Source organism: Herbaspirillum aquaticum (assembly GCF_002213425.1).
GTDB lineage: Bacteria > Pseudomonadota > Gammaproteobacteria > Burkholderiales > Burkholderiaceae_D > Herbaspirillum > Herbaspirillum aquaticum.
The window spans coordinates 19,647-33,318 of record NZ_NJGV01000001.1 but is presented as its reverse complement, the minus strand read 5'-3'; the positions used below and the strand labels follow the sequence as shown (position 1 = coordinate 33,318).

Annotated in this window: 12 protein-coding genes and 1 riboswitch; of the genes, 6 read left to right on the top strand and 6 right to left on the bottom strand. The window is 62.6% G+C overall.

Annotated features, from left to right (window positions below; all coding sequences use genetic code 11):
• Positions 1-7: 7 nt before the first annotated feature.
• Positions 8-1,270, bottom strand: a complete 1,263-nt coding sequence (locus tag CEJ45_RS00160) for a beta-ketoacyl-[acyl-carrier-protein] synthase family protein (RefSeq protein ID WP_088753265.1) — start codon at positions 1,268-1,270, stop codon at positions 8-10.
• 480 nt (positions 1,271-1,750) lie between these two features.
• On the bottom strand, positions 1,751-2,278 hold the full coding sequence (gene bamE, locus CEJ45_RS00155) for an outer membrane protein assembly factor BamE domain-containing protein (RefSeq protein ID WP_088753264.1): 528 nt from the start codon (positions 2,276-2,278) through the stop codon (positions 1,751-1,753).
• Positions 2,279-2,349: 71 nt separating this feature from the next.
• Here bamE and CEJ45_RS00150 point away from each other — a divergent pair, with 71 nt between their 5' ends.
• From CEJ45_RS00150 to CEJ45_RS00135, 4 genes are all read left to right on the top strand, one after another.
• Positions 2,350-2,553, top strand: a complete 204-nt coding sequence (locus CEJ45_RS00150; protein ID WP_034337181.1) for a DUF3460 family protein — start codon at positions 2,350-2,352, stop codon at positions 2,551-2,553.
• Between the two features lie 9 nt (positions 2,554-2,562).
• Positions 2,563-3,459: a segregation and condensation protein A gene (locus CEJ45_RS00145; protein WP_088753263.1), complete on the top strand. Its 897-nt coding sequence runs from the start codon at positions 2,563-2,565 to the stop codon at positions 3,457-3,459.
• 89 nt (positions 3,460-3,548) lie between these two features.
• Positions 3,549-4,388 carry a pantoate--beta-alanine ligase gene (panC, locus tag CEJ45_RS00140; protein WP_088753262.1) on the top strand — a complete coding sequence of 280 codons (840 nt, stop codon included), beginning with the start codon at positions 3,549-3,551 and terminating at the stop codon, positions 4,386-4,388.
• Positions 4,389-4,391: 3 nt separating this feature from the next.
• Positions 4,392-5,279, top strand: a complete 888-nt coding sequence (locus CEJ45_RS00135) for a cobalamin-binding protein (RefSeq protein WP_088753261.1) — start codon at positions 4,392-4,394, stop codon at positions 5,277-5,279.
• 289 nt (positions 5,280-5,568) lie between these two features.
• Here CEJ45_RS00135 and CEJ45_RS00130 read toward each other — a convergent pair whose 3' ends face one another.
• The 4 genes from CEJ45_RS00130 to CEJ45_RS00115 form a co-directional block, all read right to left on the bottom strand.
• Entirely contained in the window at positions 5,569-6,159 is a 591-nt protein-coding gene (locus tag CEJ45_RS00130) for an outer membrane beta-barrel protein (protein WP_088753260.1), read from the bottom strand.
• A gap of 192 nt (positions 6,160-6,351) precedes the next feature.
• On the bottom strand, positions 6,352-7,119 hold the full coding sequence (locus CEJ45_RS00125; RefSeq protein WP_088753259.1) for an ABC transporter ATP-binding protein: 768 nt from the start codon (positions 7,117-7,119) through the stop codon (positions 6,352-6,354).
• Positions 7,119-8,102 carry a FecCD family ABC transporter permease gene (locus CEJ45_RS00120; RefSeq protein ID WP_154134968.1) on the bottom strand — a complete coding sequence of 328 codons (984 nt, stop codon included), beginning with the start codon at positions 8,100-8,102 and terminating at the stop codon, positions 7,119-7,121. The genes CEJ45_RS00125 and CEJ45_RS00120 overlap by 1 nt, the downstream gene beginning before the upstream one ends.
• 22 nt (positions 8,103-8,124) lie before the next feature.
• The gene (locus tag CEJ45_RS00115; RefSeq protein WP_088753258.1) at positions 8,125-10,101 is read right to left on the bottom strand and encodes a TonB-dependent receptor; all 1,977 of its coding nucleotides are present in this window, start codon (positions 10,099-10,101) and stop codon (positions 8,125-8,127) included.
• Positions 10,102-10,181: 80 nt separating this feature from the next.
• A riboswitch (cobalamin riboswitch) is annotated at positions 10,182-10,450 on the bottom strand.
• 494 nt (positions 10,451-10,944) lie between these two features.
• Between CEJ45_RS00115 and CEJ45_RS00110 the strand changes: the two genes are divergently transcribed.
• Both CEJ45_RS00110 and CEJ45_RS00105 read left to right on the top strand, forming a co-directional pair.
• Positions 10,945-11,685 carry a protein phosphatase CheZ gene (locus CEJ45_RS00110; RefSeq protein WP_088753257.1) on the top strand — a complete coding sequence of 247 codons (741 nt, stop codon included), beginning with the start codon at positions 10,945-10,947 and terminating at the stop codon, positions 11,683-11,685.
• Complete coding sequence (locus CEJ45_RS00105; RefSeq protein WP_088753256.1) at positions 11,685-13,586, top strand: chemotaxis protein CheA; 1,902 nt, start codon at positions 11,685-11,687, stop codon at positions 13,584-13,586. Before CEJ45_RS00110 ends, CEJ45_RS00105 begins: the two co-directional genes overlap by 1 nt.
• Positions 13,587-13,672: the final 86 nt, after the last annotated feature.

Genomic DNA, 13,672 nt, shown 5'->3' with positions numbered 1-13,672 from the left:
GAGAGCCCTAAACCTGGGTCGCGAAACTTAAAACTCGGCGCTGCACATGCGCTAGCGAGACCGCAGGACAACACCAGAATTGAAAAACGACTTGAATTTCGACCATATGGCAATGACATATATATCCTTTAGGCACCGCTATCAAACTGAAACAGAAGGTAGCCCTGGGCGTGATGATCGATTCCTGAATAGACTTGATCACATGCAATGACTCCAGTGCGCCGGATGCACCCAGAAGATGTCCTGTCAATTGCTTGGTCGGTGTGAGGAAGATTTCATCCAGTGCTTGCTGAAACACGATACGAAGAGCACGCAGTTCCGCTTCGTCATTGAGCCTTGTACCGGTACCATGGGGATTGATCAGATCCACCTCGTGCGGCTGGATATTTGCATCCTCCAAGGCCTTGCGCATCGCCATCACCAAGTCCGAGCCATCCGGCAAAGGGGCGACTTGGTGATATGCGCCGCCAGAGGCCCCATAGCCCATCAATTCCGCATAAATCCTCGCACCACGTGAAAGAGCGCACGACGCTTCTTCCAGCAAAAACATGGCTGCGCCCTCTCCCATTACAAACCCGTCACGATCGTCTGAGAATGGTCGACAGGCAGTATCGGGCATGGCGTTTCTCGTTGACATCGCCCGTAACCGGTCAAATCCGGAATAGATCAATGGCGACATCGTTGCCTCTACGCCACCAGTCAACACGGCATCGCAACGACCACTCCTGATCATGTCCATTGCTGTACCAATGGCATGGGCGCTGGAAGAACACGCGGTTGAAACGGTCAGTTGCGGCCCCTTCAATCCCCACATCGCCGCCACCCGGCTGACAATGGCATTGGGATCGACGTATGGCACGGTCAACGGACTAACACCACGAGGACCTGTTCGCTGAAGGGCAGCAAGTGCCTCTTCGCTGACGTACATTCCACCAAGGCCACTACCCAGGCAAATCCCTATCGCTGATCGCGGCCAATCGTGATCCCAATGCTGTGCATGGATCAGTTCCGCTGCTGCCGCCACAGAAAACTGCGCGTTACGCGACAAATGCACGACCTCGTGTTCAAGGGGAAGTAACAACATTTGTTCTTCACTGATCTCTGCAGCGACCTTGGTACGGAACTCCGTAACATCGAATCGAGTAATTGGCGCGATCGCCGAGTGCCCCTGTCTCAACGCTGACCAGGTCCGCTCGATACCGTATCCGAAAGCATTCAGACAGCCCATGGCAGTGACAACAACTCGCCGCCTCCTTTTGCTTGATGCCATTGCGCACTTGTCCTCGAAGATTTGAATAGCAGCTTTCTATGATCACCACGATTACCGTGCCGGCATTCCGCGACGTCATCGTTACTACCCTGACTGGATGCCTTGAGCGGGCCACTTTAACTTCGACAACCATTGAAGCAAGTACTTGACTCAAACCGAGCATCAATTAACGAAGGAGTTCGAGATGATGTTTTACTGCACGTTATTTCTTCTTTGATTGCGTACCTCAATTGGGAATAGGCAGGACAGCTCACAGAAGGATGTGCGAGCCTCAAAAAGGCAGAAGAGGAACTGCTGACGCTGACATTGGAATTGGAAAATGACGAGCGCTAACCTGCATTCAACCGAATCTGTTAGATGGGCTGACTTTCAGGCCATGAGGAGGCGGGGTATTCGAGGGAGAAGAGCAGCAAGCCGGTACGAATGAGCAATGGCATCTCTGCCCGGCACTACTGTTTTTAGCGGCGAAGGGAACAGGCCCTAGTGGCCCGAGATTTCCGAAATCGAGGTACGCACGACTTGCTTGGTCGTGATGTCGAAATGCACGTTGAAGAGCCGGTCCTCGTGCACGTAGTGATACTTCCAGTCCCACACTTCCTCGTTCTTGCGGGCGAACTGCACTACGCTGCGCGGCCGGCCAAATTCGCGGCGGATCTGCTCGGTAGTCATGCCTGGACGGATAGTGTCGAAATGCTCCTGGGTCAGCACCTGCGTGTAATCGATCAAGGTGCCGGAAGCCCCGATGCGGAACATCCAGGTCCGGATGCCTTCCGGCCCCTTGGGATATTCCAGGGTCCTGGCGCCGCCACCGTCTTCCCAGACGGTATCGGGCTGGCCCATCACGCCGCGCACGTCGGCTTCGCTGGAAACACCCTTTTGCAGCTTGTCCAATCCGAACTCCTCGATGGGATTGCCGTTGCGGTCGCAGCCAAACAGGGCCAAAGCAGCAAGCAAAGCGCCGAAATGACCGGCGTGGCGACGCAGGCGGGTGAAGATGGGTTCACGCATAGGTAATTGATTATCCCTGATGAAGACAAGGTAAAATACGGCTTCTGTGTAACATTTGGCCTGAAAATATCATGCTCTTCGGAAAAAAGACCACCTACGTATCTGAAATCACCCAGTTCATCGACGAACTGAAGACGAAGAACCCGAAGCTGGAAGAGTCCCAACGCGCCGGCCGCGCCCTGCTGTGGGACAAGGAACCGCTGGACCTGGACAAGTCCGCCCGTGACAAGGCTTCGCGCGTGGCCCAGCAGCCCTACGTCTACCAGAGCCACTAAGCTGTTCGCATGACGGTTCAAGCAGGTGGCGCCGACCCCGCCGGCCAGCCCGGCGCGGAACCCAGCGCCGACGCCATCGACATCACCCCCGCAGGCCAGCAGGACACCACGCCCGACGTGATTGACGGCGTGGCGTTGGCGCGCCTGTACGGCGAACCGCTGTTCCAGCTGCCCAATGACCTCTACATCCCGCCGGATGCGCTGGAGGTCTTCCTGGAAGCCTTCCAGGGTCCGCTGGACCTGCTGCTCTACCTGATCCGCAAGCAGAACTTCAACATCCTCGACATCCCGCTGGCGCAGGTCACCGCGCAATACCTGGAGTACGTCGAGCAGATCCGCAAGCAGAACCTGGAACTGGCCGCCGAGTACCTGCTGATGGCCGCCATGCTCATCGAAATCAAGTCGCGCATGCTGCTGCCGGCCAAGAAGGCCGAGCCCGGCGAGGAGCCGGAAGATCCGCGCGCCGAGCTGGTACGCCGCCTGCTGGAATATGAACAGATCAAGCTGGCCGCCCAGGAGCTGGACCAGTTGCCGCAGGTCGGCCGCGACTACGTGCGCACCCAGGTCCACATCGAGCAGACCGTGGTCACGCGCTGGCCCGAGGTCGACATCGATGACCTCAAGGCGGTCTGGGCCGATATCTTGAAGCGCGCCAAGCTGACCCAGCATCACCACATCAGCCGCGAAGAATTGTCCGTGCGCGAGCATATGACGGGCATCTTGCGGCGCCTGCAGTCGGCGCGTTTCGTCGAGTTCTCGGACCTCTTCGATCCCTCGCGCGGGGTACCGGTGGTGGTGGTCAACTTCATCGCCCTGCTTGAACTGGCCAAGGAAACGCTCATCGAAATGACCCAGGCCGAAGCCTTCGCGCCCATCTATGTCAGACTGTCGTACTCGCCCAGCTGAGCGGGCGCAGCCGACCGGCAACCGGGGCCGGGCCGCGCAGGCTTGAGCGACAAGCCACGCGACGGTCCGCCCGCAACCAGAGAATCCGCATGAAAATCATTTCCTCCATCGAAGAACTCCGCGACCACCTGCGCGGCCAGTTGCGCACCGCCTTCGTGGCCACCATGGGCAACCTGCACGAGGGCCATCTGTCCCTGATGCGCCTGGCGCGTACCCATGGCGACCCGGTGGTCGCCTCGATCTTCGTGAACCGCTTGCAGTTCGGCCCCAACGAGGACTTCGACAAGTATCCCCGTACCTTCCAGGCCGACGTCGAGAAGCTGGAAAAGGAAGGCGTCTACGTGCTCTTCGCCCCGACCGAAAAGGACATGTACCCGGAACCGCAGGAATACCGCGTGCAGCCGCCCAATGACCTGGGCAACATCCTGGAGGGCGAATTCCGCCCGGGCTTCTTCACCGGCGTCTCCACCGTGGTGATGAAATTGTTTTCCTGCGTGCAACCGCGCGTGGCCGTGTTCGGCAAGAAGGATTACCAGCAGCTCATGATCGTGCGCAACATGGCGCGCCAGTTCGCCCTGCCTACTGAAATCGTCGGCGCCGAAACCTACCGCGCCGAAGACGGCCTGGCGCTATCTTCGCGCAACGGCTACCTGTCGGCGGAAGAACGCGCCGAAGCGCCGCTGCTCTACAAGGTGCTCAACGACGTCGCCAACGAAGTGCGCGGCGGCCAGCACAACGTCGCCCTGGTCGAGCAACTGGCCATGGAACGCCTGGCCGGCCGTGGCTGGCAGCCGGACTACGTGGCCGTGCGCAAGCGTATCGACCTGCAGCCGCCGTCGGCTGCGGACATGGAGCAAGGCGCACCGCTGGTGGTGCTGTCGGCCGCCAAGCTGGGCGCCACGCGCCTGATCGACAACCTGGAAATCTGATCCATGCCTGCGCTGGCGGCCAGGCTGCTGTTCTTCACCGGACTGCTGGCCGCCGGCGCGGCCCAGGCGAGCATCACCGTCCAGGATGACCTGGGCCAGAACGTCACCCTGCCCCAGCCCGCGCGCCGCATCGTCAGCCTGGCGCCGCATGTCACCGAACTGCTGTACGCGGCCGGCGCGGGCGAACAGATCGTCGGCGCCAGCAATCACAGCGACTATCCCCCACAAGCTGCACGGCTGCCCAACCTGGGCGGCTACAACGCGCTCGACCTGGAGCGCATCGCCAGCCTCAAGCCCGATCTCATCGTGGCCTGGCACAGCGGCAACAAACCCCTGCAACTGGCGCGCCTGCGCAGCCTGGGCATTCCCGTCTTCGAGAGCCAGCCGGCCGATTTCGGCATGATCGCTTCTTCGCTGGAACGTCTCGGCCAGCTGGCCGGTACCGAAGCCACTGCGCAAGGAGCGGCGAGCGCCTTCCGTGCGCGTTGGCAGCAGCTGGAAACGCAATATCGCGGCCGTACGCCGGTGAGCGTGTTCTATCAGATCTGGAGCCAACCGCTGATGACGCTCAACGGCCAGCACATGGTCTCCTCCGTACTGCGCCTGTGCGGCGGCCGCAACATCTTCGCCGACCTGCCGCAACTGGCGCCCACGGTCAGTGTGGAAGCGGTCGTGGCAGCGGATCCCCAAGTGATCCTCACGGCGGGCGACGCGCGCGACCAGCCGCTGGAGCGCTGGAAAGCCTTTCCACGCCTGCGTGCCGTGCGCGACGGGCAGCTTCATACCGTCAATGCGGATTGGCTGAACCGCGCCGGGCCACGGGTACTGGAGGCGGCCCAGGAAGTGTGCGGGAAGTTGGACCAGGCGCGGCAAGCAATACGCGCACAATGAAAACATCCCTCACCAGGAGGGATGCGCGGCGCCGGAATGAAGGACTTAGAAGCGATATTTCAGGCCCAAGCTGAACAGATTGACGTCAGCTTTGGAATTGCCGCCCAGGCTCTGGTAGCGAGTATAACCGCCGTTGAGGCTGACGCTTTTGGTCACGTCATACTCATAGCCCAATGGGAAAAGCCTGCCCGACCTGCAACGGGAAAACAGATCGTCATCAAATTGCACGGGCAAAAAAAATCCCTCCACAAGGGAGGGATTTCAAGACCCGCAAAACTGCAGGTCAATCTTAGAACTTGTACTTCACGCCAGCCGAGTACAGATTCATCTTGTTTTCGCTTTCGCCACCCAGCTTTTCGAAGCGGGTGTAGCCGACGTTGATACCGACGTTCTGCGCCACGGCGAACTCATAGCCCAGGCCGAACAGGTAACCGGTACCGGTCACGGAACCGCTGCTGTTGCCGGCCGGCTGGTTCAGGCTCACGGAAACCTTGGAATGGGTAGCACCCGCCTTCAAGTACAGGCCCGGCACGAATTCGGTGAACTTGTAGATCACGGACAGATCGGCGCCCTTGACATCAGCCTTCAGGTTGTAACGCACGGTACGAGCACGGTCGGTACCGTCTTGCTTGAAATCGTCGGTCGCGAAGTAGCCCAGTTCGACCGCGAAGTTCTTGTTGATCTGATAACCGACCAGTGCACGCAGGGCAGCGGCTTCGTTGGTCTCGGAGGTCTTCACGCCATTGGTCGGGGTAGCGATGGCGCTGATGGAGGCGATGCCGCCTTCCAGGCCGATGTACACACCGCTGTCGACGGTCTGGGCAGCCACCGAACCGGCGGCCATCATTGCTGCGATTGCTGCTGCGATATTCTTTTTCATTCCTGATTTCCCTTGATAATTGTCAGAACTTCTTCAGGGTTTTCCCCGGCGGCAATTATATCGGGAGATGAGAATACGTAAATATCAGTAAAGAGATTGACGTTGAATTTTCGAGGCATTTTGTACAAATACAACATATCGCCCGGTGAGAACATGAAGTAAATGACAAATGCTGCGGCGTTGCGGCGCGCCCTACCTCGCCACGAAGACCACCCCGTGCTGGCTGTCGATCTGCTCAAACCGACAGCCGAAGGCCGCGGCGAGGAGAGCCGGCTGCATGACGGTTTCGACATTGCCGGCGTTAGCGCTCGTGCCATCAAGCAGCAAGATATGAGAGGCAAAGCGCCGCGCCAGGTTGATGTCATGACAACTGGTCACCACCGCCTTGCCCTGCTGCGCCAGGCCTTGCAGCAATTGCATGACTTGCAACTGCGCGGCGATGTCCTGATGGGAGGTCGGTTCGTCCAGCAGGTACAGCGCCGGCGATTGCACCAGCAAGGTTGCCAGCGCCACGCGTTGACGCTCCCCGCCTGAGAGGCGCAGGACATCCTGGGTGCCAAGATGGCCCAGGCCGACCTGCTCCAGCGCTTCCCGCGCCAGGCCGAGGTGGGCGCCGGGGCCACCCCAACCGTCGCCATGGGCAAAGCGGCCTGCCATGACGGCCTCCAGCACTGGCAGGGAAAACGCATCCTGCTGGTGCTGCAGCACCAGCCCGCGCCGCAGCGCCAGTTGCAGAGGTGAGAAGGCCGACAAGGCTTGCCCCTGCAGCAGCACTTCCCCCTCAAACGGATGCAAGCCGGCCACTGCGTGCAACAGGGTGCTCTTGCCGATGCCGTTGCGCCCGAGCACGCACCAGAATTCCCCGGCCTGCACACGCCAGTCCAAGCCTTGCAGAAGCGCCCGCGACCCGGCGCGCAAGGTCAGCTGGCGCGCCTGCAAGAGCACAGGAGGAGTTGGCATCACAGGCGGCTCCTCGCCAGCAGCCACAGGAAAAGAGGTACCCCCACCAGCGCCGTGATCACGCCCACCGGCAGCTGGATGGGCGCCACCACCGTGCGCGCCAGCAGGTCCGCCAGGCTCAGCATCGCCCCGCCTGCCAGCACGCACGCCGGCAACAGCAGGCGCTGGTCATTGCCCAGCAGCAGCCGCAGACCATGCGGCACTACCAGCCCGACAAAGCCGATGGTCCCGGCCATGGCCACTGCACAGGCGGTACAGGCTGCCGCTACGCACAGCAGCATCACCCGCAGCCGCCGCACCGGCACACCCAGCAATTGCGCGAAAGCGTCGCCGCGCGCGAGCAGGTTCAACGAAGCTGCATGGCGCCAGCTCCACAGCAGCGCCAGCAGCAGCACCAGCGCCGCCAAGGGCAGCAGCCGTGCATCATCGAGGTCGCCAATGAGCCAGAACACCATGCCGCGCAACTGCGCATCCGGTGCGATGGACAAGGCCAGGGAAATGACGGCGCCAAACCCTGCAGCCAGCATCACGCCGGTCAACAACAGGCGCTGGCTGGAGAGCAAGGGCGACATCGCCAGATGCCGCAGCGAGGAACGCACCAGTCCGAACAGCAGGAGCATGGCCAGCGCGGCGCCCAGCAGAGCGCCCGGCGCCGTCACCGCCTGCAAGGGCCATCCCAGCCGCAGTGCCGCCAGCATGGCCAGCAAGGCGCCGGCGGCCGATCCCCCGGACAGCCCCAGCACATAAGGATCGGCCAACGGATTGCGCAACAGCACCTGCATCAGCGCCCCCGACAAGGCCAGCGCGCCGCCCACCGCAAAGGCAGTCAGCGCGCGCGGCACGCGCAGCGACAGCAGCAGCGCCACGTTGTCGGCCGAGGCCGAGACACGCAAACAGCCCGTGCTGCCGCACAGCACCGCCGCCGACAAGGCCAGCAGGGACAGCAGCAGCAAGGTGCACAGCACGGGCAGGTAACGTCGCATCGGTGGCAGGGTCAGGTGAGGATCAGAAGTCGTAGCGGGCGGTGAATTTTACTGCCCGTCCGTCTTCCGGGTAGATGCCGGAGACCGAACCGCCGCTGCAGTCATAGGCCTGCGAGTAATACTTGCGGTCGGCCAGATTGGTGCCGGTCACGGCAAATTCCCAGGCGCTCACCCGCACCGCATAGCGGGCATCGAAGGTCGTGAAGGACGGCATGCGCGCGCAGGTGTTGGCAAAGTCGTTGCCCATGCGCTGGCGGTCCACCCAGCGTGCGCCCACGTCGGCACTCTGCGGGCCCGACTTCCAGTTCAGGCGCGTCGACAGCGTATTGGCCGGCACCAGCGCAAGCTGCTTGCCGCTGTTGTCGCCCTGGTCGAAACGGGCGTCGATGTGCTGGTAGGTGGCATTCCAGCCGAGCGTCCCGGTCAGCTGCACGCGCGCTTCCAGCTCCACGCCCTGGTGACGGGTCGGGGCCAGGTTGCTGTTGGCCCCGAAGCCGCCATTGGCGGTCGGGTCGTAATACAGTTCGTCGCGCACGCGATGGCGGAACCAGCGCAGCGTCACCTGGCGCGCCGTATTGCCCAAGGTCGCGCCCAGTTCCAGGTCATGCGAACGCTGCGGTTTGAGGACCGCGCCGCTGGGCAAGGCGGTAAAGCCGTTCTCGTCGGCGGTCGCCAGGCGGAAACTCTGGCCGGTCTTGACGAAACCGCGCAGCAGCGGCAACGGCGCATAGCTGGCCTGCAGGTCCCAGGCGTTGACCGCGCTGTTGCGGCCATAGGCGCCGGAAACGCTCTGCTGGGTGAACTGCTCGCGGCGCACGCCACCCGCGAGGCGGGCGTTGCGGTCAAACTCGATTTCATCGCGCAGGTACAGCGCCTTCGAATGCTGGGAGGCATCGCTGTTGCCATAGCTGGCATTGGTGGCCGAACTCCATTCGGCCAGGTCCACCCCGGCAATGGCCTCGTTCTTCCACGCGCCGCTGTCGATCACATGGCGCAGGCGCGGCGAAAACTGGGTGGTCCGGATATTGGCTTGCGCCGTGGAGCCGCTGCTCACATAGGTGGAGCGCGAAATCTTCTCGCGATGCGACAGCTCGGCCGCCACGTCGAAGCTGCCGAAGCGGCGCTCCAGGAAGGCAGTGATGCTGTCATTGTCATAGGAGCCATGGTCCAGCGGCTTGCTGGTCTGGCGCGCATTGGCCTCGTATTGGGCTTGCGTGAGGCTGCCGGGCAGGCCGAAATCAGAGCGCGCGAGGTTGGCGCGCAGGCCGAAGCGCCAGTCGCTGGCGAACCATTGCACGGTGGTGCTGAGGTTTTCCTGATTGGACTTGCTGTTGTCGCGCCAGTTGTCGGCATGCGACTTGGCATAGCTGGCGTCGATGGACATGTTGTCCCAGCCGCGCGATACCGCTGCCCGGCCGGCGCGCTGGCCATTGCTGCCGACTTCGCCGACGAAGGTGCCGCGCACCGCATTGGCCTGCGGGCGCCGCGTGATGATCTGGATGGTGCCGCCGGTGGCGCCGCTGCCATAAAGCACGCTGCTGCCGCCGCGCACGATCTCGATGCGCTCGATGGTCTCGATGGGAATGGCCGACAACAGGGGCGTACTCAATTCGTTTTCGGAAATGCGCACGCCATCGACCAGTACCACCATGTTCTGGTCGCCATTGGGCCCGAAGCCGCGCAGGTCCAGCGGGAAGTCGCGCGGGCCGGACAGGCTCTGGCGCCCATAGACGCCGCCCAGCTTGCGGATGGCTTCGTTGGCGTTGTCGATACCCGCATCGCGGATCTGCTCGGCGGTGATGACAGTGGCCGCCACCGGGGGAAACGCCGGGTCGTTGGGAAAGCGCGAGGCTGACACCACCACGGCCGACAGGGGCACATCGGCATCGGCAGCCTGGCTGGCGGCGGCGACGACCGAGAGGACCAGCGCGCCGGTGGTACGCAGGGCAAAACGGGGGCGAGGACCGCGGCAGCGGGCCTGGAAATAAGCGATATGCATGAAAATGTAAGCAATAGATAGGTGCAGCCTGCCTCCCCGCAGGCTGCAATCAACGGAAAACCGCACCAGCGTTGACTGTGCAGCCTCCTCCTGTTCTGGCCGGTCTCCGGACTGCAGGCATGACTCTCGGCCTTCCCATGTGGCGAAGTGAAGGTTCGCGCAAAAACACAGTGGCGTGGAAGAGCGTCTTGCCGGCGAGACGCAGCGCATCGTCGCCGGCACCTGGTTACCGTTGCGGGGGCAGTACACCTTGGCCGGACCTGCTGCTTTACACAGGGGACAGGCGCGTGTTTCCCGTTTAACTGCCGGCGCGGACACGCCGGCGGGCACCAAAAACGCGCCATTGTAGGCGTGCAGCGTAGCGGCCACAAGCCGAACGCCCCGGATGATGTAAATCAGCACAAGCGGGATAGCCGCAATTGCTTTCAGGAAAAAGACGGATAGAATTCATCCTCAGTGCTTTTATATAGAACAAATTCGATTTTTTTATCGAAAAACATTTGAACCGTGGTTTCCATCCTGTGCCGGGGCGGAAAAATGGAAACAAATGGGGGATTTCACTCGCTGTTTGGCCGATGAGATAGCGGCAAGCGGTCCTATACTCGGCGCCATGGCATCGTCGACCGGGGGACCCTTGCGTGGTCGGCCGGCCTCACCTGTCATCCTGAACGTTGTCGTGGTCTGCGGGCCTTCAGAGACTGCCTCTGGCTGCCGATATCAGTCTGATATCGGGGAAGTGGTGGTGGCTGTGCCTCCCGGAACGACGCATTAGATCCGCCTACGGGCAACTTTGCACAGCAGTGCGCCGACGAGCGCACACCTTTGTTGGGAGAATCAGTAATCATGAGCGACGACGTTGATCTGGAAGCATTGTTTGACGAAATTTCCTCGCAGACGCTACCGGGCATGACCGCCGAGCCGGCTGCTGCGGCCACCGCCGCCGGCACCGACGAAGCGGCTGCGGGCGAGCAGGAGGACCAGAGCGACAAGCCCATGTATGAACGCCTGGGCGGTATCGTGCGCCTGCTGCACGACTCCATGCGCGAGCTGGGCTACGATCGTTCGCTCACCGACGTGGCCGAACAGATCGGGGACGCCCAGAGCCGCCTGGAACACATCGCCACCCTCACCGAGCAGGCCGCCAACAAGGTGCTCAATGCCCTGGATTCGGGCATGCCTGCCCAGGACCGCCTGCAGGAACAAGCCAAGGACATCAACGCCCGCTGGACCAAGCTCTATGCCGGCCAGATGAGCATCGACGAATTCAAGGCGCTGGCCGGCGACTCGCAGCAGTTTTCCAACGCGGTGCTGGAATCGACCGAAGCCGAAAAGGCACGCATGCTGGAAATCATGATGGCCCAGGATTTCCAGGACATCACCGGCCAGCTGATCAAGAAGATCGTGGCCATTACCGCCAGTGCCGAGCGTGAACTGGCGCAGTTGCTGCGCGACAATGCACCGCCGGAAGTCAAGGCACAGATCGATGCCGACAAACCGGTCACCCTGATGAATGGCCCTTCCGTCGGCGGCACGGCCATGGGTCAGGACGATGTGGACGACTTACTCGATAGCCTGGGGTTCTAATGGATGACGAAATGCTCAAGGATTTTGTCGTTGAAGCGTTGGAGCTCGCCACCAACGTGGAAGAGCACTTGCTGACGCTGGAACGACATCCTGATGACCTTGAAATCCTCAACGCGGTCTTCCGCGCATTCCACACCATCAAGGGTGGCGCCGGGTTCGTGAACCTGCCGGCCATGGTGTCGGCCTGCCACCTGACCGAAAACCTGTTCGATGCGCTGCGCACCGGCAAGGCCCCGGTCACGCCGCTGGCCATCGAAGCTGCGCTGCAGGCCAGCGGCTTCGTGGCCGACCAGTTGAACGAATTGTCCAACGGCGCCGCGCCCGACAGCCTGGCCTCGATGCCGGCGGAACTGAAAGACATCCTGACCCAGGCCATCGAAGGCAAGAGCGAAGCGCCGGCACCCGCCGCGGCTGCACCTGCCCCGGCGGCAGCGGCACCCGCGGCCGAGCCGGTGGCAGCAGCCCCCGCTGCGGCAGCCAGCGTCGATGGCAGTGCCAGCGTGATGAAGAATGGCGAACTGGACTGGCCCGCGCTGTATCAGGCGCTGGTGCCCGGTGCTGCCGTGGCTGCACCGGCTGCCGCCGAGAGCAGCGCCAGCGCTGCCCCGGCCGCGCCTGCGGCGGCGCCCGCTGCCGCTCCTGCCGCTGCCGCCGATGGCGAGCCCAAGGCCGCCGCCCCGGTCCAGCAGAATCGCCGCGCCACCGACTCCCCTGGCGGGGCCAAGGAAGAAAGCATCCGTATCGATGCCGTCAAGCTGGACGCCCTGCTGGAAGTGGCCGGCGAATCGGTGCAGGCCGCCAACCAGGCTGCCGTGCTGCTGGAAAAGCTGCAGCAGTTCAAGTTCGAAGGGACTGCGGCAGCACTGATGTCGACCCTGGCCGAAACCCTGGGCCGCGCCTCGCGCTACTCCAGCGAACTGCAACGCGCCACGCTGTCCACGCGCATGCAGCCGGTGGGCCGCCTGTTCCAGAAATTCCCCCGACTGGTCCGTGAACTGGCCAAGGACCTGGGCAAGGACGTGGACCTGGTCATCACCGGTGCCGAAACCGAAGTCGACCGCGTGGTGGTGGACAGCCTCTACGACCCGCTGGTGCACATGCTGCGCAACTCGCTGGACCACGGCATCGAAGTGGACCGCGCCGCCGCCGGCAAGCCCAACAAGGCCACCATCTCGCTCAACGCCTGGCAGGCCGGCAGCAGCGTGATGATCGAAGTCTTCGATGACGGCAAGGGCATGGACCCTGACATGCTGCGCAGCAAGGCGCTGGCCAAGGGCCTGATCAACGAGCACCAGGCGCTGACCGCGGATGAAGCCTTGCAGCTGGTGTTCCTGCCCGGATTCTCGACCAAGGAAGTGGCTTCCAGCGTCTCCGGGCGCGGCGTGGGCATGGACGTGGTCAAGACGGCGGTGGAAAAGCATCGCGGCACCATCCGCATCGAATCCACGATTGGCAAGGGGACCAAGTTCTCGATCCGCCTGCCCATCGAACTGTCGATCATCCCGACCATGCTGGTGCGCTGTGCCGGTGCCCCGTTGGCCCTGCCCATGGCGGTGGTGGAGCGCGTGGTCGAACTGCCCGAGACCTTCGACGAAGTCGGCGGCGCCCCGGTGCTGCGCGACCAGGGCCGGCCACTGCCGGTCAATTCGCTGGCCGGCGTGCTGGGCTACGAGCCGGGCAATGAGCGCGTGGGTATCGTCATGGCGGTTCCGCACCCCTACATCCTGGGCGTGGAATCGGTGGAAGGCACGGCCGACCTGGTGATCAAGCCGCTGACCGCCATCCACACCGCCGGCATCACCGGCACGGCCCGTTCGGCCGAAGGTGAACTGGTGCTGGTGGTGGGCTTGTCCTTCCTGCTCGATGGCTGCCGCGACCTGGAGCGCACGGCAGTGGCATAAGGCTCGCGCCAACAGCTGCAAATGCAAACGGCCGGATCTGCAAGGATCCGGCCGTTTTGCTTCAGGCCTGGCGCGCTGCCCGGCGC